We start from the raw sequence: 20,219 nt of genomic DNA, 5'->3' as shown, positions 1-20,219 counted from the left end.
AACAGCGTTCTGGAAACACCTTGACCGGGGGCCGCGCGCGCTCTTGTATGAGCTTCAACACATTGGAAACTCCGTTTCCCTATAGGAAACGGAGTTGTTGCCCTCGGAGGCGACATGCGCGTGACCCGTCTTCTCGCGTCAGGTCTCACCGCCGGAGCGGCCGTCGCCGCTCTGCTCACCCCCCTCGCGGCGGCCCCCGCCCACGCCGCCGTCACCCGGATCGAGACCACGGTCGAGATCCGCTGCGCGTTCACGATCCGCAACCAGAGCGCCGACTGGTACCTCCCCGGCGGCGCCCCCAGGGGGCTGGTCTGGCTCCAGCACGGCTTCGGCCGCGCCAACGACCACATGGCCGACCTCGCCGGGAAGTACGCCTCCGCCGGGTACGTGGTGTTCGCCCCGACGCTGCCCTCGGCCGACCTCTACGGCTGCACGCTCCAGAACCTCGGCAACAACACCGGCTTCCTCAACAACGTGGCCGACCTGTTCGGCAAGGCGTCCGACCCCAACGACAAGCTCGGCCGCAGCTTCACGCGCGCCAGGAACGCGGCGGGCCGCCCGGACCTGACGCTGCCGCGGAACAAGGTGTTCTCCGGCCACTCGGCGGGCGGCGAGGCCGCCCTGTACGTGACGCAGCGCCTCCGCTCGGCCTACCCGGCGGCCTGGCCGACGGTGCGCGGCGTGGTGCTGCTGGACCCGGTGAAGTCGCTGGTCGGCAACAACACCGACGCGTCCCTCAACCACCTCGACAACACGACCCTGCCCATCCACACGATCTCCGCGCCCGGCTACTCCTGCAACAGCAACGGCTCCGGCACCGCCGTCGTCCAGGCGCAGCTGCACCGCCCGTTCGTGGGCGTGCGGCTGACGACCGGCGCGCACACCGACGCCGAGGGCGCCAGCACCGACACCGTCGGCACCGTCGCGTGCGGCACCCCGCAGGCCAGGAACGTCGCGGCGTTGCAGACCCTGGCGGTCGGCTGGGCGCGTGACGCCTTCGACGGCACCAGGACCGCCGACCACTACCCCGGCGGCGCCTACTACCAGGGCCTGCTGAACGCGGGGGCCGCCCAGACGCTCGCCGGCGCGTCCTGACCCTCTCGCGAAGCGGGGCCGGTCCCTGTTCCAGACTGGCCCCGGCCACGCACGCGAGCGCGTTGCCCGACCCGCGGACCCGAAGCCGGAGGCGAGGGCCCGCGGGTCGGATCGCGGAGCGATGTCGCGCTCGCCAAGACCCGGTAAGGCGCGAGTCCCCGGGCGAGCGCCACAGGCCAGGGCTTGGGGAACACCGTCTACCCCTCCCGGGCGCCGGGGTCCTCCAGGGCGCGGGACCACCGCTCGGACCAGGCGTCGAGGGGGCCCAGCGCCCGGACCAGGTCGGCGCCCAGGGCGGTGAGGGCGTACCCGGCCTCGGTCCGCGCGACGAGGCCGGCGTCGCCCAGCTCGGCGAGGCGCTGGTACAGGACGCTGGACGACAGGCCCTCGCAGCGGGACAGCAGGGCGCGGGGCCCGACGGGACCGGCGTGCAGCTCCCACAGCAGGCGCAGGGCCCAGCGGCGGCCCAGCAGGTCCAGCGCCGCCATGATCGGGCGTCCGGTCCGCGACCCGCGGACCGGCGCCCCGGGACGGGGAGTCCTCGTCATGCCCCTCCTTGTGTTTCGTTTTTCGAAACGTTACCCTCCCGGCACTGTTTCTTTTTCCGAAACGCCCGGCCGTCCGGGCCCGGCAGGAGGCCGTGATGCCGAGGATCACCCCGCTCGAACCGCCCCACCCCGCCGACGTCGAGGAGCGGCTGGCGCGGATGACACCGGCCGGGACCGCGCCGATCGCGCTGTTCCGGACCCTCGTCCGCAACCTGCCGATGGCCGGGGCGATGAGCGGCTGGGGCCGCTACGAGCTGGGCCGGGACCTGACGCTGTCGCTGCGGGAACGGGAGATCGTCATCGACCGCACCTGCGCCCGCTGCGGCTGCGAGTACGAGTGGGGGGTGCACGTCCTGGTGTTCGCCGACCGCGCCGGGCTGACCGCGCCGCAGATCTCCTCGCTCACCCACGGCGGCCCGGACGACGGCTGCTGGACCGACGAGCGCGAACGGCTGCTGATCCGCGCGGTGGACGCCCTGCACGACACCTCGGACGTCGACGACGCCCTCTGGGCCCGGCTCGCCGCCGCCTTCACCGAGCCCGAGCTCCTCGACCTGCTGATGCTGTGCGGCTGGTACCACGCCATCAGCTTCACCGCGACCGCCGCCCGCGTCCCCCCGGAGCCGGGCGCGCCCCGCTTCGCCGACGTCCGCCGTGCCGGTCCGGCGGACCGCCGGGCGGACGACCGTGGCGGTCCGCCGTAGGCCGCCGTGCAGGCCGCCGGGTCAGCGCCGTCGCGGCGAGCAGCACGGCCTCGCCGAGGTTGCCGAGGGGCGGGACCGCGACGGCCGCCCCCGACGCCGCGAACGTCACGGCCGTGGCCGCCAGCAGCGCGCGCCGCCGGGTCCGCCAGGCCGCCGCCCCCACGACCGCGAGCGCCACCAGGGCCGGGATCGGGGGACCCGACTCGGCCGGGGCGAGCCGCAGGGTGTCGGCGTAGTGCCGGGGTTCCAGCCGCAGGCCCGCGACCTCGGTGACCAGGCCGTGGACCACCAGCGCGGCGGCCACGCCCCAGGCGGCCCGCCGGACCCGGCGGGGGAACCCCAGGCGCGCCGCCCACACGACCAGCAGCGGCGTCAGCACGGCGTGCCCGACGAACCGCCCGACGCTCAGCGCGCGCAGCGCCTCCCCCTCGCCGAGGGACGCGCCGAGGCCGATGACCGCCGAGTCGTAGGCGATCCCCGCCCCCACCGCCGCGAGCAGCGGGTCGCGGCGGCGCAGCGCCAGCCCGGCCAGGACCGCCTGCGCCGCCGCCAGCCCGGCCAGCGCGGCCGACAGCACCGGTCAGCCCTCGTGGTCGACGACCGCGCGGGCCGCCGGCCGGGGCCGCAGCCAGGACGCGACCTCCCGGTGCGCGGGGTGGTCCTGGTAGCCGCGCAGCTCCTCGACGGACGCGTGCGTGGTGACCAGGCACAGGTCGTAGGAGACGTCCGAGCGCACCACGTCCAGCCCGACCGTCATGCCGCGGATCTGCCCGACCCGGCTGGTCAGGCCCTCCAGCAGCGCCTTGGCCGTGGGCGCGTCGGCGGCGTCGGCGAACTTCATCAACACGACATGGGTGAGCAACAGATCCTCCCGGGCTCTGTTCAGGACGGCCCGGCGATTGTATGTTTTGGAAACATCGTTTCGCTAGGGGAACCGAGGAGGCGCGATGGCTCCGGTCCGGGTGGCCGCCGTCCAGTTCGCCGTCGGGCAGGACGTGGCGGCCAACCTCGCCACCTGCCTGCGGATGATCGACCGGGCGGCGGCGGAGGGCGCGCGGCTGGTCGTGCTTCCGGAGTTCTGCGACCACCTGTCGTGGTACCCGTCCCGCGCCGCCGCGCACGAGAGGGCGCGCCGTCCCGGCGACGCGTTCCTGTCCGCGGTCGCCGAACGGGCCCGGCGGCACGCGGTGCACCTGAAGCTGAACGTCACCCTGGCGCGCGACGACGGCCGCACCACCGGGACGAACCTGCTGTACGGCCCGGACGGGACGTTGCTGGCCGCCTCCGACAAGCTCGTGCTGATGGGCGCCGAGGGCGACCACCTCGACCCCGGCGCCACGGCCGGTCCGGTCGTGCCGACGCCGCTCGGCCGCCTCGGCATGTACGCCTGCATGGAGGGGGTGCTCGGCGAGGTCTGCCGCGACCTCGCGGTGCGCGGCGCGCAGGTGCTGCTGAACGGGCTGAACTCGTTCGCCACCGACGAGGCGTCCCTGCACGTGCCGGTGCGCGCCGCCGAGAACCGGGTGTGGGTGGTCGCGGCCAACAAGGTCGGGCCGCTGCTCCCGGCCGAGCACCTGCCCGCGATCAGCGAGCGCCTGGGCGTGCCGCCCGAATGGCTGCACGGGGCCGGGGAGAGCCAGGTCGTCGCGCCCGACGGGACGGTGGTGGCCCGGGGCCCGCGCACCGGCGAGGCCGTCGTGGTCGCCGACATCGACCCGGCGGCGGCCGACGACAAGACGCGCCCGGACGGCACCGACGTGTTCGCCGCGCGGCGGCCGGAGCTGTACGGGCCCATCGTGTCGCCGCCCCGCCCGCGCACGACCCCGCCCGGCGCCAAGGAGATCACCGCGGCGGTGGTCCGGCCCGCCGCGCCGGTGGAGGCGGGCGCGCTGGCCCGGGAGGCGGCGCTGCGCGGCGCGGACCTGGTGGTGCTGCCGGAGCTGGCGTTCGGGCCGGACGCGTCGGCGACCAGGACGGCGCGGGTGCTGTCGGACGCGCTGCGCGGCACCTCCGCGCACGCGGTGACCAGCGTCCGCGACGGCGACTCCCACATCGGGTGCCTGGTGAGCGCGCACGGCCTGGTGGACACGCAGCGCCAGCTGCACCGCAGCGCGCGGCACGCGGCGTGGGCCACCCGCCTCGGCGACGGGCTGGAGGTGTTCGGCCTGCCCTGGGGGCGGCTGGCGATCATGGTCGGCGACGACGCCCTCTACCCGGAGACCGCGCGGCTGGCCGCCGTCGCCGACGCCGACGCGCTGGCCGTCCCGTTCACCCCCCGCGAGCCGTGGGAGACCGGGCTCGGGCTGCTGGAGAGGGCGGCCGAGAACCGGCTGAACGTCGTCGCGGCGGGCGGCGACGCCGGGCTGGTCCTGGCGCTGTCGGGCGACTTCACCCTGTGGACCGCGTGGGAGGGGCCGTTCACCGGGCGCATCAGCCACCCCCTGGTCACCCGCGCCGACGGCCCGGTCACGCTCGCGCCGATCCATCCCGCCCGGGCCGTGAACCGGCTCGTGTCCAAGAACACCGACCTGGTCGCCGGCCGCCCGTGGCGCGCCGTCGCCTCGCTCGCCGCGGCCACCCCCTGACCGCGCCCGACCCGATCCCCCACCGAGCGGAGTTCCGTTGAAGGAGACCCTGCGGCACGTCGAGCAGATGGTGGACTCCTCCCCCGTCGTGGACGTGACCGAGACCTTCCAGCGCTGGCAGGAGCTGCTGGCCGAGCTGAAAGCGAAGATCGACGCGCGGTTCGAGCTGCGCCGCGACCCCTCCACCGAGCCCCTGGAGTCCTACGGCTCCCACCCCGACGGGCCGGGCGGGCGGCTCGCCGCCTTCACCGGCCCCGAGGTCGACTGGATGGTCCACTCCTGGCTCGGCGACCCGAAGGCCGGCTTCGCCAACCTGCACCTGACGGTGTGGCTCGGCCCGCAGGTCCGGGTGCCGCACCTGGGGATCGCGCTGCTGGTGTGGCCGGAGGGCTGGTTCTACCTGGACTCGGTGCCGCGCGTGAACCTGCCGGCCGACGGCGGGTACTACGAGCCGCTCAACGAGCAGTGGCTCGCGGTCAGGCAGGAGTACCCGGAACTGGAGTGGTTCACCAGCCGCGCCGGGTTCATCCGGGCGAGCCTGTCGCCCACGGCGCAGTGCTACTCCTTCCCGCGCTCGGACCGGCTCCTCGGCCTGGTGCACCGCCTCACCCACGAGCACGTGGACCGCTGGCTGCGCTGGGTCGACGGGGCCGAGCCCGTCCCCGGGCCGGAACGGGCCGGGCTGGCCGCGACCGACCTGGCGATCCGCCGCAACATCGCCGAACGCGACCCCGCCAACGTCATGGGCGTCCGCTACTTCGGCCGGGAGACCACCGACCGGCTCGTCCGGGGCCTGTGGGGCGGCGACCGCGTCCTGCCGAGGCCGGGCGCATGACCGCGCACGCGACCGGGACCGTCGTCCGGAGCCTGTGGTGGGCGGCGCGGACCGGCGGGGAGCCCCCGTTCGACACCGCGCACCCGAAGATCTACTACCCGGCGCGCCCCGAGGGCACCGACGCCGAACGGCTCACCGGCGTCATCCCGCCCGACCCCGGCGGCGCCCCGTACCCGGTGGTCCTGTTCTGCTCGGGGGTGAACGTCGGGCAGGACGCCTACCGGACCCTCGCCGCCGACCTGGCGGCCCGGGGGTTCGTCGTGGTGACGTTCGACCGGGTGGGCGAGCTGTTCGGGGGCCAGGTCGGCCTCACCCCCGGCATGGACCTGGAGGCGGCCCGGCCCGGCGTGTACGGGACGCGGCCGACCTGCCCGGCGATCGGCGCGGTGCTGGCCTCCCTGGACGGCGTCGACCTTCTCAAGGGGATGCTCGACCTGGACCGGGCCGCGCTCGGCGGGCACTCGGCGGGCGGGACCGTGGCGCTCCAGTCCGCGCGGTTCCTGCCGGGAGTGCGGGCCTGCTTCGCCTACGGCGCCCACACGATGGTCGCGACGATGCTCGGCTGGCCCGCCGGGACCGTGCTGCCCGCGCAGGTGGAGTGCCCGGTGCTGCTGGGCGTCGGCACCCGCGACGGCGTGATCATGGGGAGTTCCGACCGCTACGGGCAGGACGCCGTTCCGGGGGCCGCGGCCGACCCGGTGTCCCGGACCTTCCACGAGGGCCTGTCGGGGCCGGACGACCTGCTGGCCGTGCTGCCCGGCGCCAACCACTTCGCGCTCGCCGACCCCGCCGACCCGACGGCGGCGCGCGCGTTCCTCGACCTGGCGGCCGAGGGCGATCCGGCCGCCGCGCGCCGCGCCTTCACCGACCTGGTGGCGGCGTTCCTGCGCGCCCACCTGCGCGGCGAGGACGCCGTCCCGGACGCCGATCCGGCGCTCGTCCGGCTGTCGCGCCGATAAGGAGCCCCGCATGCTCAAGAACTTCTGGTACGCGGTGGAGTTCGCGCACGCCGTGACCCGCGCCCCGCGCAGGGTGACCTGCCTCGGGCAGGACTTCGTGCTCTACCGCAGGCGGGACGGCCGGGTGGTGTGCCTGTCGGACCTGTGCGTCCACCGCGGCGGCGCGCTGTCGATGGGCAGGCTCGTCGGCGACGACGGGATCGCCTGCCCCTACCACGGGTGGGAGTACGCGCCCGACGGCGCCTGCACGAAGATCCCCGCCAATCCCGACGGGCGCGGCATCCCCCGCAAGGCCCGCGTGGACTCCTACCCGGTGCGGGAGGAGTACGGGATGGTCTGGGCCTTCCTCGGCGACCTGCCCGAGGAGGAGCGGCCGCCGATCCCGCACTTCCCGCAGCACGACGACCCGTCGTTCCGGGCGGTGTACTTCGAGATGGAGATCGCCGCCAACTACGAGCGGACCTTCGAGAACGTCGTGGACGCCGCGCACACGCCGTTCGTGCACGGCACCTCGTTCGGCAACCCGGACCGGCCGCAGATCCCCGACTTCGAGATCACCGGGGACGACTGGTCCGCCGAGGCCGACATCCTGCTCAGCCCGCCCCCGCCCAAGGGCCTGTGGGGGCTGCTGTCGCGGACACGGCCCGACACCGTCGTGGTCACCAACGGCTGGTACCTGCCCAACATCGTCAAGCTGCACGTGCGGCTGCCGTTCGGCGACCTGATCCTGTACGACCACAACATCCCGCTGTCGCGGGACCGCACCCTGGTGAAGATCGTCGGCTACCGGAACTTCTTCACCGGCGGCTGGGCCGACCGCAACGCGCTGCGGCGCATCGAGAAGATCCTGCTCCAGGACAGGCCGATCGTGGAGAACCAGCGGCCCGAGCTGCTGCCGTTCGACCTGGCCGACGAGCTGCACCTGCGCAGCGACGCCCTCCAGGTCGCCTACCGGCGCCGCCGCCGCGCGCTGATCGAGCGGGGATGGTGGGTCGGCGACGACGACACCGCCGCCGGCGACGGGCCGCGCCGCACCGCCACCGTCATCCCCTCCCCCGCCCGCCGCGACAACCCCGAACTCGCCCGCGCCTGGACGCACCGGGCGCGGGGCGCGGACGCGCCGGGCGGCCGTACACCCGACGCCCCCGCCGAGGAGGAGACCGCGTGAGCCTGCCCAAGGAACTGAGCGACCGGACCATGGCGGCGCTCGCCGAGGCCGACGACCTGCGTCCGGTCCGCGAGGAGGACCTCGTCGGCCCGGTGTCGCCCGAGCCGGTGGGCCGGCTGCGGGTGCTGCGCGGCGTCCGGCTGGCCAAGGTCGTGTACGTGGGGCTGACGGTGCCGCCGATCGGCATGGACAGCCACATGCTGTTCGCGTTCACGCCGCCGGAGTCGGCGGTGCCGCACTTCACGCTGGACGCGGTGGAGGCGGGCGGCTCCCTGGCCTTCCACCTGGACCTGGTGCCGCGCGCCGACCTGGCCTCGCACCTGGAGTACCTGAACGCCGCCTTCCAGCCGCTCACCCCGGCGTTCGAGGAGGCGGCGGCGCTGTTCGGGGCGTCGCGGGCGGCGATCTCGCCCCGGCAGTACGCGATGATGTCGCCCTGGATGCTGGTGCACCGCACCGACGAGGAGCGGTTCCGCAGGGTCGGCGGGTTCGTGGGCGCCTACCTGGCGCACTGGCGGACGCTGCTGGACAAGGGCCTGCCCGGCGACGTCGCGGACACCCTGGCCGACACCGACCTGGCGGCGCGCGACGCCCGCAACCGGGCCGCGCTGTTCAGCCGCGAGGTCGATCCGGTATGGGCCAACGTGTCCCGGCTGCTCGGCGGCGGGCGCACCGACGAGATCCGCGCCGAGCTGGTCGCCCCGGAGGTGCGCGGTGGCTGAGCCGAGCACCTGGCAGCGGCGCATCGCCGGGGAGTGGCACGGGCGGCCGTCGCTGTTCGACGCGGCCGGGACGTGGCTGGGGTTCGAGGACATCCGGCGCTCGTCGGTGTTCGAGGACGGCGTCACCACCTACTACATGGACGGCGGCCTGGAGGGCGGCGGCCCGATGGCGGGGCGGTTCCGGCTGGGCGCGCCGTTCGCGTTCGGGGTGGTGGACTCCGACCGGGACCGGCTCTACACCGGGCCCGACTTCCACGGCTCCGGCCAGCCCTACGGCGGTTTCGTGGACGCCCGCTACTACGGGCCCGGCTGGCAGGTGAGCCTCAACACCTGGAACCACGTGCTCCCCGACGGCGAGACCCAGGTGTACTCGTCGGTGCTGTACCAGGGGTGGGCGGTGGTGGGCTGCTTCAACGGCGTCTACCGGCGCGCCGCCGCCCACGACGACGATCCCGCGGCCCGGGCCGCGATCAAGGCGTTCCTGGCGGACGAGACCCGCGACGGCCCGACGCCGTTCGTCCTGCCCACCAAGCGGCGCGGCGCCTACCGCGGGACGTGCGAGCTGTGGGGCGCGGACCAGAGGCTCGTCGGCGACGTCGCGGTGGCGATCGAGCTGGAGCCGCTCGACCTGCTGCGGACCCGGCTGCGCACGACCTGGAGCGGGGAGCTGGACCGGGCGTTCGTCACCGAGTGGCGGCGCGACGGGTTCCGGTCGTTCTACGAGGGCCCCGACGCCTGGGGCAACGCCCAGGCCTACGGGCGCGCGAACTACCCGCTGCTGCACCTCGGCGACGCCTGGACGGTCCGGGGACGCGAGTTCATGGTCGACGCCTCGCCGGGGATGCGGGCGGGCACGACGCTGACGGTGGTCTACGAGCTGTCGCGCGGCAACGTCCTGACCGGGGTCCTGCACGGCGTGCTCCTCTGGGAGCAGGCGTGACCGCCGTCGTGGTCACCGGCGGGACGCGCGGGATCGGGCTCGGGCTGGCGCGCGCCTTCCTCGACCGGGGCTGCCGGGTCGCGGTCTGCGGGCGCGCCGCCGGGTCGGTGGACCGGGCCCTGGCCGAGCTGGACGCCGGGGACCGCGCCGTCGGGCTGCCCTGCGACACCTCCCGGCGCGACCAGGTGCGGGCGCTGTGGGAGACCGCCGCCGGGGCGTTCGGCCGGATCGACCACTGGATCAACAACGCGGGGGTCTCCACCGCCCGCCGCCCCCTGTGGGAGCAGCCCCCCGAGCGGCTCGACGACCTGGTGTCGGCGAACCTGCTGGGCGTCCTGCACGGCAGCGCCGTCGCCGTCGCCGGGATGCGCGCCCAGGGCGGCGGCACCGTCTGGAACATGGAGGGCCTCGGCAGCGACGGCCGCGCGGTGCCGGGACTGATCGCCTACGGCTCCACCAAACGCGCCGTCACCTACCTCACCGACGCCCTCGCCCGGGAGCTGCGGGGCACGCCGGTGCGGGCCGCGCACCTGTCCCCCGGCATGGTCGTCACCGACCTGCTGGTCCAGGACTACCCACCCGAGGAGCTGGCCAAGGCCAGGAGGGTCTTCACGATCCTGGCCGACCGGGTCGAGACGGTCACGCCCTGGCTCGCCGACCGGGTGCTGGCGGGCACCGCCAACGGCGGGCGCGTCGCGTGGCTGACCCGCCGCAAGGCCGCCGTCCGGTTCGCCACGGCCGCCTTCCGCGAACGCGACCCGTTCGGGGAGGGGCCGTGACCGACTACCCGGTGACGCTGGCGGTCGAGGACTTCGTGCCGGTCGTCCTCACCACGACCGGCGTCGTCCTGCTCGTCCCCTACGTCGGCGCGCGGTTCGGGCCGCGCGCCGCCAGGATCGCGCTGCTGGCGGGGGCGTGCGCCGGGGCCGGAGGGTTCGCCAAGGCGTCCTGGAAGCTGGTCGTCGCGCTGGACGGCCCCGACCTGGCCTGGCTGGAGGGCGCGCTGTTCCCGCTGCTGCTGGTCGGCTTCGCCCTGCTCGCGCGGGCCCTGTACCCCGAGCCCGCCGAACGGACGCACCGCGCCCTGGCCTACGCGCTCGCCGCGTTCCCGGTGCTCGGGCCGGCCGCCTCGGCGGCGCTGCGCGACACCTGGCCCGCCATGGTGCTGGCGATCGCGGCCGTCAGCGTCGCCGCCGTCCGGCTCGCCCTGCTGGGCCGCGCCGAGGGGGACCCGGCCGCCTCGGCGCTGTTCGGGCTCTGGCTGACCGGCCAGTACGTCCTCGGGCCGCTCGCCGCCCGCCCCGACCAGACCGTCGCCTTGCAGTGGGTCGAGCAGGGCTGCAACACCCTCACCCAGGCCGCGTTCGCCTACGCCGCCTGGCGCCTGTCCCAGACCGTCCGCGTGAAGGAGCCGGTGACCCCATGACCGACGCGCTGGGCTGGCGCCGCAAGTTCGGCGTGATCGCCCCGTCCACCAACACCATCGTCGAGCCCGACTTCTACCGGATGGCGGTGCCCGGCGTGACCGCGCACTTCTCCCGCATCCACATCCGCGACCAGAACATGGACGGCGACGCCGGCATGGAACGGCTCCTGGAGCAGATCCGCGCCGAGACCGGCGCGGCCTGCGAACGGGTCATGACCTGCGAGCCCGACTACATGGTCATGGGCATGTCCGCCGAGACGTTCTGGGGCGGCGTCGAGGGCAACCGGGCGTTCGTCAGGCAGATCGAGGACATCACCGGCCTGGCGGTGGCCACCGGGGCGGAGGCGTGCGAACGCGCGCTGCGGCTCCTCGGCGCGCGCCGCATCGGGGTGGTCACCCCCTACCAGCCGGTCGGCGACGCCAACGTGCGGGCGTTCTTCACCGAGATCGGCTTCGAGGTCGGTGAGATCGTCGGCCTGCGCTGCCCGACGGCGGTGTCGATCGCGCACGTCGGCGAGGACCGGCTGCGCGACGCGCTGCGCGGCCTCGCCGCGACCGGGGTGGACGCGATCGTGCAGTGCGGCACCAACCTGTCGATGGTGCGCCTGGCCGACGAGGCCGAACGCTGGCTGGGCCTGCCGGTGGTCGCCATCAACGCCGCCACCTGGTGGATGGCGCTGCGCGACAACGGCGTCGAGGACCGCGTCCCCGGCGCCGGGCGTCTGCTGCGCGAGTTCTGACGCCGCGTCCGTGCCGCCGCCGGGCCCGCCGGTCAGGGCGTCCCCGGGGCCGGGTCCAGGAGGCGGGTCAGCGGGCCGGGGGCCGCGGTGAGGGCGTCCCACGTGCCCTCCTGGATGATCCGGCCGTTCTCCAGGACGGCGATGTGGTCGGCCCGGCGGATGGTGGCCGGGCGGTGGGCGATGACGATCGTGGTGGCGTCGCGGCCCGCGAGCAGGCGGGCCAGTTCGGCGTCGCCGACGGTGTCCACGTGGGCGGTCGCCTCGTCGAGCACCAGCACCCGGGGCTCGGCGAGCAGGGCGCGGGCGAGGGCGACGCGGGCGCGCTGGCCCCCGGACAGGGTCGCGCCGCGTTCCCCGACGACGCTGTCCGGGCCGTCGGGGAGGGCGGCGGCGATCCGGTCCACGCCGCACCGTTCGGCGACCCGGTCGAGGAGGGCGTCGTCGGCGCCGGGCGCGGCCAGGCGCAGGTTGTCGCGGAGCGTGCCGTGGAACAGGGCCGCGTCCTGGCCGACGAGCGCGACCGCGGAACGCAGGTCCCCGTCGGGGAGGTCGCGCAGGTCGACGGCGCCGTCGCCGGTGGTGAGCTCCACGGAACCTTCCGTGGGGTCCCAGAAGCGGGCCAGGAGGTGGGCCAGGGTGGTCTTCCCCGCGCCGGACGCCCCCACGAGCGCGACGGTGCGGCCCGGCGGGACGGTGAGGTCCAGGCCGCGCAGCACGGGTGCGCCGCCGTAGGAGAAGTGGACGCCGCGCAGGCGGACGCCGAGCGGCCCATCGGGCAGCGGACGCGGCCGCGCGGGGGGCGGCGCGGTCGGCGGCGCGGTGGTCGCGGCCCTCACCCGGACGGCGGAGGCCCGCAGGCTGCCGGCCTGCCGCAGGGCGTCGGCGGAGGCCGCCACCGGGGCCAGGATCGCGACCGCCAGGGCCAGCGCGGCCGGGGCCCGGACGGCGTTCCCCGCCACGACGGCGACCACGGCGATCAGGGCCGACACCACCAGGACGTCCTGGACGGCGGTGAAGGCGCCGTCGTGGCGGGCCTCGGCGCGCTGGGCCCGCGCGAGCCCGCGGCCGACGTCCACGAGCCGCCGCCGGCGGCGGTCGAGGGCGTCGCGGGCGAGGAGCTCGCGCATGCCGTCCACGGTGTCGACGGCGTCGGCCGACAGGCGGGCCGTGGCGGCGCGCACCTGCTGCCCGCGCGCGGTGCGGGCGCGGTCGCCCAGCAGCGGGTGCGCGAGCAGGGCGGCGGCCGCGGGCAGGACGGCGAGCGTCAGCCAGGGGTCGAGCACGGCGAGCACGGCCGTCCCGGAGGCGAGGACCAGCCCCGACGCCAGCAGGTGCGCGGTGGTGTGCGCGTAGAAGAACTCCAGCGCCTCGATGTCGTTCATCGCGGTCGCCGCCAGGTCGCCGCTGCGCCGCCCGGCGACGCGGGCGGGGGCGCTGCGGGCGAGGCCGTCGTAGATGCGCACCCGCAGCTCGGCGAGCACCCGGTAGGCCAGGTCGTGCGACAGGTCCATCTGCCGCCAGGTCGCGACGGAGCGGAGCAGGACCAGCCCGGCGAGGGCGCCGACGGTGCCGGGGCCGGGGGCGGCCCCGTCGACGACGGCCCGTCCGACGGTGTGCGCCAGCAGGGTGACCAGGGCGACGAGCGCGGCCTGGTCGACCAGGCAGGCGACGATCGTGCGGGCGACCGTCCGGCGGTGCGGCCGCAGCGCCGGGAGCAGGCCGCGCAGGGCGTGCGGGCGGCTCATCGCTCCCCCCGGCGGCTCAGGTCCGCGGTGGCCAGCGCGGCGTAGGTGCCGCCCGCGCCGGCCAGGGTCCGGTGGTCGCCGACGTCGTCGACGCGGCCGCGGTCCAGGACCACGATCCGGTCGGCGTGCCGGACGGCGGCCAGCCGGTGGGCGACGACCAGGCAGGTCCGGCCCCGCGCGGCGCGGCGCAGCGCCTCGGTGATCTGGTGCTCGCGCCGCTGGTCCACCGCGCTGGTGGCCTCGTCCAGCACCAGGACCGGGGCGTCGCAGAGCAGCGCGCGGGCCAGCGCCAGGCGCTGCCGCTGGCCGCCCGACAGGGTGGCGCCGCGTTCGCCCAGCACGGTCGCGTACCCGTCCGGGAGCGCGGTGATCTCGTCGTGGATCCCGGCGTCGCGGCAGGCGGCGGCCAGCCGTTCGTCGGTGGCGCCCGGGTCGGCCAGCCGCAGGTTGTCGGCGATGGAGGCGGCGAACAGGTAGACGTCCTGGGAGACCACGGCGATGGAGCGGCGCAGCGCGGCCAGCGACAGCTCGCGGACGTCCAGGCCGTCGAGCAGCACGGCTCCGGCGTCGGGGTCGTGGTGGCGTTGCAGGAGCGCCAGCAGCGTGGACTTGCCCGCGCCCGACGGGCCCACCAGGGCGGTGGTGCGGCCCGCGGGGCATTCGAGGTCGACGCCGTCGAGGGCGGGGCGGCCGGCGCCCGGGTAGGCGAAGCGGACGCCGCTGAACACCACGGCGGGCGGCGACGGCCACGCGGGGGCGAGCGTCCCGGTGTCCGGCACGGCGGGCCGGGCGGTGCGCAGCGCCGCGATGCCGTCGGCGGCGGAGACGCCCACGTACCCGGCGTGCCATTCCCGGGACAGGTCGCGCAGCGGCCGGAAGCACTCGGAGGCGAGCATCAGCAGCAGGTAGGACCCGGTTCCCGTCGCGCGTCCGGCGGTGGCCGACGCGCAGGCCAGCAGGACCGCGCCGAGCGTGCCCGCCTGGATCGCGAGGTCGGTCAGCGCGGTGTCGACCAGCGAGACCCGCAGCTTGGCGACGGTGGCCCGGTGCAGCCGCCGCGACCGTTCCTCCAACGCCTCGCGCCTGCGCCGGACGGCCCCGGTCGCGCGCAGGGTGGGCATCTGCTGGAGCGACTCCAGGTAGTCGGCGGCCAGGCCCTCGTAGGTGTCCCAGTGCTCCTTGCCGCGCGCCGCCAGCGCCCTGTCCCACAGCCGCGGAACCGACAGCGCCGCGACGACGGCCGCCAGCAGGACCACCGCCGCCCACACGTGGACGACGGCGACCCCCACCAGGAGCACGGGCGTGACCACGCACACCACCGCCAGTTGCGGCAGGTAACGCGACAGGTAGGTGTTGACGCCCTCGACGCCGTCCACGACGGTCGCGCGCAGCGCCCCGGCCCGGGTGGCGTCGCCGTGCGCGGGGCCGAGGCGGCCGAGCTGGACGAGCAGCTCGTCGCGCAGGTTCGACCGGATCCGCGCCCCGGCGTCGGCGGCGGCCACCCGCTGCCGCCAGACGAGGATCGCGCGCAGGACCAGCACCGCGCCCACCGCGCCGAGCAGGACGGGCAGCCGGCCGGTGCGGCCACGGGCGATGTCGGCGAGCGTGACGGCGAGCAGCACGGCCTGACCGGCGTGGGCGAGGGTGACCAGGGCGAGCAGGGCGGTCGCGCGCAGCAGCGGGGCCGGAGCGGTACGGGCCGCGCGCAGCAGCTCGGGGTGAAGCATCATCGACGGTCGCTCCAGGCGTGGGAGGAGGGGGCCGGCGCGCGACCGTGGAGGGTCGGCCGCCGTCCGGCGGGAGGCGGGGCGTCCGGTGTCGCGCGGGCGTGGTGGCCGTGACGGGAGGCGGCGCGCCGGTGGTCACGGCGGGCGTTCCGGCCCCGGGAGGGGTGTGGGCCGCCGCCGCGGGCGGGATGGGGCGGTGGCACGTTTCTCCTGCTCGTGGCTTCCCGGGGAGCCACCGGCACCGGGCGGGCCCGTCCGAGAGGCGTCTCCGGACGGGCCCGCGCACGACGCCGGTCCCCGCACGGCTGCGGGAACGCGGCTTTCCGGGGGATTCCGCACCGCACACTAATGAAAACCGTTATCGATTTCAATCGGGGCGGGCCGGTCGGGGTAGCAGACCGGCCATCCGTGTTCGGGGTCCCGGCCGACCCGGCCCTCGACGCCGAACACCTCCCGCAGCAGGGCGGGCGTCACCACCTGGTCCGGCGGTCCCTCGGCCGCCACGCGTCCGTCGCGCAACGCCACCAGGCGTTCGGCGAAGCGGGCGGCCATGTCGAGGTCGTGCAGCACCATCAGCACCGTGAGGCGCCGCTCGTCGCGCAGCCGGGCCACCAGCCGCAGCACCTCCAGCTGGTGCCGCAGGTCCAGGTAGGTGGTCGGCTCGTCGAGCAGCAGGACGGGCGTGTCCTGGGCGAGCGCCAGGGCGAGGCGCACGCGCTGCCGTTCACCGCCCGACAGGGCCTCCACCGGGCGGTCCGCCCACTCCTCCACGCCGACGTCCCGCATCGCCCGGACGGTCACCGCGTCGTCGCCGACGCGGAGCATGCCCAGCGGCCCGCGCGCGGCGTAGCGGCCCTGCCGGACCAGCTGGCGCACCGTCAGTCCCGGAACGGCCGGAGCCGACTGGTGCAGCAGGGCGACCTTGCGGGCGGCGTCGCGGCGGGAGATCCGGGCCATGTCGGCGCCGTCCACCGACACCCGCCCCGACTCCGGGCGCAGCACCCCGGCCGCCAGGCGCAGCAGGGTGCTCTTGCCGCAGCCGTTCAGGCCGACCAGGGCGACGAACTCGCCGGGCCGGACCCGCAGGCTGACCTCGTCGAGCACCCGCCGTCCGGGGTAGCCGAAGCTCACCCAGTCGATGTCCAGCGCGGCGGCCGGCCCGGGGGCCGGAGCGTCCGGCGCCGGGCTCGTCGCGGACTCGGGTTCGCCGATCAGCTCGGACACGGTCTCGTGCGCTCCTTGTTCGGATGGAGGGTTCTCATGGGGGCGGGTCACGGCTGGACGGCGTGCCGGCGGGCGACGGACAGCAGCACCGCCGCGCCCACGCAGGTGGTGACCGCGCCGACGGGGACGCTGAGATGCTCGGCCCCCCAGGCGGTGGCCGCCCGCGACGCCAGCTGCGCCGCCGCGTCCGCGCCGCACACCGCGACGGCGCCGGCGAGCGCCGCCCCCGGCAGCGCCAGCCGCAGGTCGGCCCCGAACAGGGCCAGCGCGGCGTGCGGCACGACCAGCCCGACGAAACCGAGCGCGCCCACCGACGCCACCGCCCCGGCCGTCAGGGCCACCGCGCACAGCAGCGCCAGCCCGCGCGTCCGCGCCGGGACCAGGCCGGCGGCCTCGGCGACCTGCTCGCCGCAGCGCAGCAGCATGAGCGGCCCCGCGGTCAGGCAGGCGGCGGCGCCCCAGAACAGCACCCACGGCCACAGCAGGTTCCAGTGCTGCCAGGTGCGCGCCTCGGTGGTGCCGACCATCCACTGCACGACGCTGCCGAGCTCGCCGGGCGCCGCCAGCAGGGTCACCGCCGTCAGCCCGCTGAGAGCCGCCGAGACCAGGACGCCGTGCACGGCCATCTGGGCCGGGTCGGAACGCGTCCGGCCGGTCATCAGCCACAGCAGGCCCGCCCCGCCGCAGCCGCCGGCGACCGCGGAGACCACGACGGCGACCGGTGACGCCCAGTCGGCCAGGCCGGCCCCGGTGGCGGCGACCGCGCCGAACACCGCGCCGGGGGTGACCCCGGTGACCTCGGGCGCCGCCAGCGGGTTGCGCATCGCCGCCTGGAGGATCAGCCCGGCGAGCCCGAGGGCGGCCCCGGCGCCGAGCGCGACCAGCGCTCTGGGCAGGCGGACCTCCCAGACCAGGTGGCGCGCGGTGAGGTCCACCGCGCCGCCGGTGAACGCCCGCCACGCCTCCCCCACCGACAGGGCCCGCCCCGCGGCCAGATCGAGCACGGCCACCAGCGGAACGGCGAGCAGCAGCGCGCCGAAGGCGAGCGCCGAACGCCGTCGGCGCGCCGCGGAACGGGCCGTACCGGGCGCCGTGGACGCCGCGCGTTCGAGAAGGCTCATCGGGCGCCGCCCCCCGGCTCGGCGCGGAAGCCGCGCAGCAGCGCCACCCCCACGGGCACGCCCACGAGCGCGGTCCAGGCCCCGACCGGGGTGTCCATCGGTTTGAGGGCCAGCCGCGCGGCCTGGTCGGCCCACACGGTGACCAGCGCGCCCCATGTCACCGTCCAGGGCAGCCACCGCACCACGTCGGCGTCCGGGCGCAGCCGCCGCGCCAGGTGCGGGGCGAGGAACCCGACCCAGGCGATCGGGCCGCAGACCGCGACCACGGGGGCGATGAGCAGCACGGCGACGGCCAGCGCCCCCAGCCGGGCGTGCCGCACCCGCAGCCCGAGGGCGGCGGCGTCCTCGTCGCCGAGCCGCAGCACCGCCAGCATCGGCGCGCACAGCACCAGCAGCGGCACGGCCGCCAGCAGCCACGGCCAGACGTCGTGCCAGGCCTGCCAGGTACGGCCGGACAGGCTGCCCATCAGGTAGCGGAAGATGACCTGGAGGTCGAGCTGGTCGGCCATCACCATCAGCACCAGCAGCGCGGACTGGAGCGCCGCCGCCACCGCCGCCCCGGTGAGCAGCACCGCCGACGGGCTGCGGCCGAACCCGGCGGCGACCAGCGTCGCGATCCCGCCGAGCGCGGCCCCGGCCAGGGCCAGCAGCGGATGCGCCCAGCCGGGCAGCGTGAGCGTGAGCACCAGCGGCGCGGCGACGCCCAGCGCCGCCCCCGACGAGACGCCCAGCATCTCCGGCACGGCCAGCGGGTTGCGCAGCGCCTCCTGCATGACGAGCCCGGCGGCCCCGAGGCAGGCCCCGGCGACCAGGGCGAGCAGCATCCGGGGCAGCCGGACGTCCCGCACCACCACCGCCTCCAGCCCGTCCGCCGCACCGCCGGGCAGCACGGCGAGCAGCCGGGACGGCGGGATGTTCGGCGTTCCGAGGCACAGCGCGCACAGCGCCGCGGCGGCCAGCAGCCCGGCCGCCAGGACGAGCGTCCGTCTCATCGCAGGGCGGCCGTCGCCTCGTCCAGGACGATGCCGAGGGACCGGGTGCCGCGGCCCTTGGCCCACACCTCCGGATCGACCTCGACCACCTTGCCGTTCCTGACGGCCGGGATCTGCGACCACAGGGCGTTGCCGGCCATCTTCTCCGACAGCTTCTTGCCGGGAGCGCCGAACGCGATCGTCTCCACGAAGAGCACGTCGACGTTCCTGGCCAGGATCTCCTCCAGGCTGTAGGTGCCCTCGACGCCCCGGTCCTTCCACGGGTAGTCGGCGATCTGCGGGAACAGCCCGGCCGCCACGTCCCGGCCCGGCGTGGCCACGCCGAAGTTCTCGTCGCTGCCGAACACGATCAGCGCGGTCTTGCCGCTCCTGGCCTTCTCGGCCTGGACCAGCTTGTCGCGCAGGCGCTGCTCGGCGGCGACCGCCCTGTCACCGCGATGGGTGAGCGCGCCCAGGTCGCGGAGGTAGGCGACGCTGTCCTGCCACCTGGTGGGCTGCACCGGCCAGAACGTGGTGGCGCCCCGCAGCGCCGGGGCGAGCTTGCCGTGGGTGTCCTCCAGGCCGATGACCAGGTCCGGCTTGTGGGACAGGATCGCCTCCACCTCGGGGCTGATGAACCCGCCGGGGATGACCGGGACCTTCCTGGCCCGCTCCGCGCCGAGGAACCGGGGGTGGGCCAGCAGCGCGGAGTTGGTGGCGGTCGGCACCATGCCGAGCTCGGTCAGCATGTCGTCGCAGAGGGCGACCAGGCAGACCACGCGTTCGGGGGTGCGCCCGGGGGCGATCTTCCTGCCCCGCACGTCGGTGATGCTGTCGGCGTCGGCGACCGGCTGGACGGGCGGCAGGCTCGCGGCGGACGGGCTCGCGGCGCCGCCGGGACCGCCGTCGCCGGCCCCGCCGCAGCCGGCCAGCAGGGCCGCGGCGGCGGCGAGCGCGACGGCATGCCGCAGGAGGCGGCTCGGAGTGCGCGGCATGGTCGTGGGTTCTCTCTTCCGGGGGTCGGCGACACACCGGGCGAGGACGCCCGTGCGGGGCGCCTCTCCGGACATTGCTCCGGGATGATAATCGTTTTCATTGTCTTTTGTACATCCGGCCGGGGACGGTGCCACCGGGTGCGCGGGATCGGCGGGCCTCGACGTCAATCCCGGCGCGGCGTGCCGCCGGTCACGGTCGCCCAGCGGGGATCGACATGCCCCAGCCACGCGCCCTGGCCGTCCGCCAGAGGCCGCCCGAGAGGCAGCGGCAGGAAGCGGCAGGCGAACACCAGCCCCGCGTCGCCTCCGTCGCCGCGGACCGTGTGGTGCCACGCGTCCTCCGTGGTCACGGGCGCCCGAAGGTGGAAACAGGTGGTCCTGTGCGGCTGCCGGGTGTCGGGATGGGGCTTGTCCTCCACGGCGATCCGCCGGACCACCGACGCGGTGAGCAGGCCGGTCTCCTCGGCGACCTCGCGCAGGACCGCCCGCTCCGGCTCCTCGCCGGGACGGACGCCTCCGGCGGGGACCTGGGTCCCGGCCCGCGGCATGCCGACGTGGTCGAACACCAGGAGTTCGGGAACGGCCCGATACCTGATCACGTAGGCGGCGACGCGAAGGGCGGGCCGCCGGGCGCCAAGCGATCTACAAGTGATCATGAAGTGCCGATCCTGAACCGCCGGGCATTGTTTCCCTTTCAACACCCCTGACCGCCGC

21 protein-coding genes are annotated in these 20,219 nt (G+C 75.9%); 11 read left to right on the top strand and 10 right to left on the bottom strand.

Going from position 1 to position 20,219, the window contains the following annotated elements:
• Positions 1 to 120 precede the first annotated feature (120 nt).
• Positions 121 to 1,095, top strand: coding sequence for an alpha/beta fold hydrolase (locus tag HNR61_RS42060; RefSeq protein WP_220510443.1), 975 nt, complete (start codon positions 121 to 123; stop codon positions 1,093 to 1,095).
• Positions 1,096 to 1,292: 197 nt separating this feature from the next.
• Here the strand turns inward: HNR61_RS42060 and HNR61_RS42055 are convergent, their stop codons facing one another.
• A complete protein-coding gene (locus HNR61_RS42055; RefSeq protein WP_182848732.1) occupies positions 1,293 to 1,643 on the bottom strand; it encodes a winged helix-turn-helix transcriptional regulator in 351 nt (116 codons plus the stop codon).
• Positions 1,644 to 1,738: 95 nt separating this feature from the next.
• Between HNR61_RS42055 and HNR61_RS42050 the strand changes: the two genes are divergently transcribed.
• Positions 1,739 to 2,347 (top strand): carboxymuconolactone decarboxylase family protein, encoded by a 609-nt coding sequence (locus HNR61_RS42050; protein ID WP_182848731.1) that lies wholly within the window; start codon positions 1,739 to 1,741, stop codon positions 2,345 to 2,347.
• Here the strand turns inward: HNR61_RS42050 and HNR61_RS42045 are convergent.
• Both HNR61_RS42045 and HNR61_RS42040 read right to left on the bottom strand, forming a co-directional pair.
• Complete coding sequence (locus tag HNR61_RS42045) at positions 2,235 to 2,924, bottom strand: hypothetical protein (RefSeq protein WP_182848730.1); 690 nt, start codon at positions 2,922 to 2,924, stop codon at positions 2,235 to 2,237. The genes HNR61_RS42050 and HNR61_RS42045 overlap by 113 nt on opposite strands.
• 3 nt (positions 2,925 to 2,927) lie before the next feature.
• Entirely contained in the window at positions 2,928 to 3,209 is a 282-nt protein-coding gene (locus tag HNR61_RS42040; RefSeq protein ID WP_182848729.1) for a Dabb family protein, read from the bottom strand.
• An 85-nt stretch (positions 3,210 to 3,294) separates the two neighbouring features.
• Here HNR61_RS42040 and HNR61_RS42035 point away from each other — a divergent pair, with 85 nt between their 5' ends.
• Genes HNR61_RS42035 through HNR61_RS41995 form a run of 9 tightly spaced genes read left to right on the top strand, consistent with a single transcriptional unit; the run spans position 3,295 to position 11,722 of the window.
• A complete protein-coding gene (locus HNR61_RS42035) occupies positions 3,295 to 4,932 on the top strand; it encodes a nitrilase-related carbon-nitrogen hydrolase (protein WP_182848728.1) in 1,638 nt (545 codons plus the stop codon).
• A gap of 37 nt (positions 4,933 to 4,969) precedes the next feature.
• A complete protein-coding gene (locus HNR61_RS42030) occupies positions 4,970 to 5,767 on the top strand; it encodes an oxidoreductase (protein WP_182848727.1) in 798 nt (265 codons plus the stop codon).
• Entirely contained in the window at positions 5,764 to 6,726 is a 963-nt protein-coding gene (locus HNR61_RS42025) for an alpha/beta hydrolase family protein (protein ID WP_182848726.1), read from the top strand. Before HNR61_RS42030 ends, HNR61_RS42025 begins: the two co-directional genes overlap by 4 nt.
• Positions 6,727 to 6,736: 10 nt before the next feature.
• A complete protein-coding gene (locus HNR61_RS42020) occupies positions 6,737 to 7,894 on the top strand; it encodes an aromatic ring-hydroxylating dioxygenase subunit alpha (RefSeq protein WP_182848725.1) in 1,158 nt (385 codons plus the stop codon).
• Positions 7,891 to 8,616 (top strand): hypothetical protein, encoded by a 726-nt coding sequence (locus HNR61_RS42015; protein ID WP_182848724.1) that lies wholly within the window; start codon positions 7,891 to 7,893, stop codon positions 8,614 to 8,616. Before HNR61_RS42020 ends, HNR61_RS42015 begins: the two co-directional genes overlap by 4 nt.
• Positions 8,609 to 9,556 carry a hypothetical protein gene (locus HNR61_RS42010; RefSeq protein WP_182848723.1) on the top strand — a complete coding sequence of 316 codons (948 nt, stop codon included), beginning with the start codon at positions 8,609 to 8,611 and terminating at the stop codon, positions 9,554 to 9,556. The genes HNR61_RS42015 and HNR61_RS42010 overlap by 8 nt, the downstream gene beginning before the upstream one ends.
• The gene (locus tag HNR61_RS42005) at positions 9,553 to 10,335 is read left to right on the top strand and encodes an SDR family oxidoreductase (protein ID WP_182848722.1); all 783 of its coding nucleotides are present in this window, start codon (positions 9,553 to 9,555) and stop codon (positions 10,333 to 10,335) included. Before HNR61_RS42010 ends, HNR61_RS42005 begins: the two co-directional genes overlap by 4 nt.
• Complete coding sequence (locus tag HNR61_RS42000) at positions 10,332 to 10,982, top strand: hypothetical protein (RefSeq protein WP_182848721.1); 651 nt, start codon at positions 10,332 to 10,334, stop codon at positions 10,980 to 10,982. Before HNR61_RS42005 ends, HNR61_RS42000 begins: the two co-directional genes overlap by 4 nt.
• Positions 10,979 to 11,722, top strand: coding sequence for a maleate cis-trans isomerase family protein (locus HNR61_RS41995; RefSeq protein WP_182848720.1), 744 nt, complete (start codon positions 10,979 to 10,981; stop codon positions 11,720 to 11,722). Before HNR61_RS42000 ends, HNR61_RS41995 begins: the two co-directional genes overlap by 4 nt.
• Before the next feature lie 32 nt (positions 11,723 to 11,754).
• Here HNR61_RS41995 and HNR61_RS41990 read toward each other — a convergent pair whose 3' ends face one another.
• From HNR61_RS41990 to HNR61_RS41960, 7 genes are all read right to left on the bottom strand, one after another.
• Positions 11,755 to 13,467 carry an ABC transporter ATP-binding protein gene (locus HNR61_RS41990; RefSeq protein ID WP_182848719.1) on the bottom strand — a complete coding sequence of 571 codons (1,713 nt, stop codon included), beginning with the start codon at positions 13,465 to 13,467 and terminating at the stop codon, positions 11,755 to 11,757.
• Positions 13,464 to 15,197, bottom strand: a complete 1,734-nt coding sequence (locus HNR61_RS41985) for an ABC transporter ATP-binding protein/permease (protein ID WP_182848718.1) — start codon at positions 15,195 to 15,197, stop codon at positions 13,464 to 13,466. Before HNR61_RS41985 ends, HNR61_RS41990 begins: the two co-directional genes overlap by 4 nt.
• A gap of 342 nt (positions 15,198 to 15,539) precedes the next feature.
• Positions 15,540 to 16,418, bottom strand: coding sequence for an ABC transporter ATP-binding protein (locus HNR61_RS41980; protein ID WP_220510442.1), 879 nt, complete (start codon positions 16,416 to 16,418; stop codon positions 15,540 to 15,542).
• 47 nt (positions 16,419 to 16,465) lie between these two features.
• Positions 16,466 to 17,539: a FecCD family ABC transporter permease gene (locus tag HNR61_RS41975; protein ID WP_182848717.1), complete on the bottom strand. Its 1,074-nt coding sequence runs from the start codon at positions 17,537 to 17,539 to the stop codon at positions 16,466 to 16,468.
• Positions 17,536 to 18,531: a FecCD family ABC transporter permease gene (locus tag HNR61_RS41970; protein ID WP_182848716.1), complete on the bottom strand. Its 996-nt coding sequence runs from the start codon at positions 18,529 to 18,531 to the stop codon at positions 17,536 to 17,538. The genes HNR61_RS41975 and HNR61_RS41970 overlap by 4 nt, the downstream gene beginning before the upstream one ends.
• Entirely contained in the window at positions 18,528 to 19,505 is a 978-nt protein-coding gene (locus HNR61_RS41965) for an ABC transporter substrate-binding protein (RefSeq protein ID WP_182848715.1), read from the bottom strand. Before HNR61_RS41965 ends, HNR61_RS41970 begins: the two co-directional genes overlap by 4 nt.
• 164 nt (positions 19,506 to 19,669) lie before the next feature.
• Positions 19,670 to 20,161: an NUDIX hydrolase gene (locus HNR61_RS41960; RefSeq protein ID WP_182848714.1), complete on the bottom strand. Its 492-nt coding sequence runs from the start codon at positions 20,159 to 20,161 to the stop codon at positions 19,670 to 19,672.
• Positions 20,162 to 20,219 lie beyond the last annotated feature (58 nt).

The organism is Actinomadura kijaniata (genome assembly GCF_014138665.1).
In the GTDB taxonomy this organism is placed as follows: Bacteria; Actinomycetota; Actinomycetes; order Streptosporangiales; family Streptosporangiaceae; genus Spirillospora; species Spirillospora kijaniata.
Note: the sequence above shows the minus strand (reverse complement) of the source record. Positions and strands in the feature narration are given on the sequence as shown.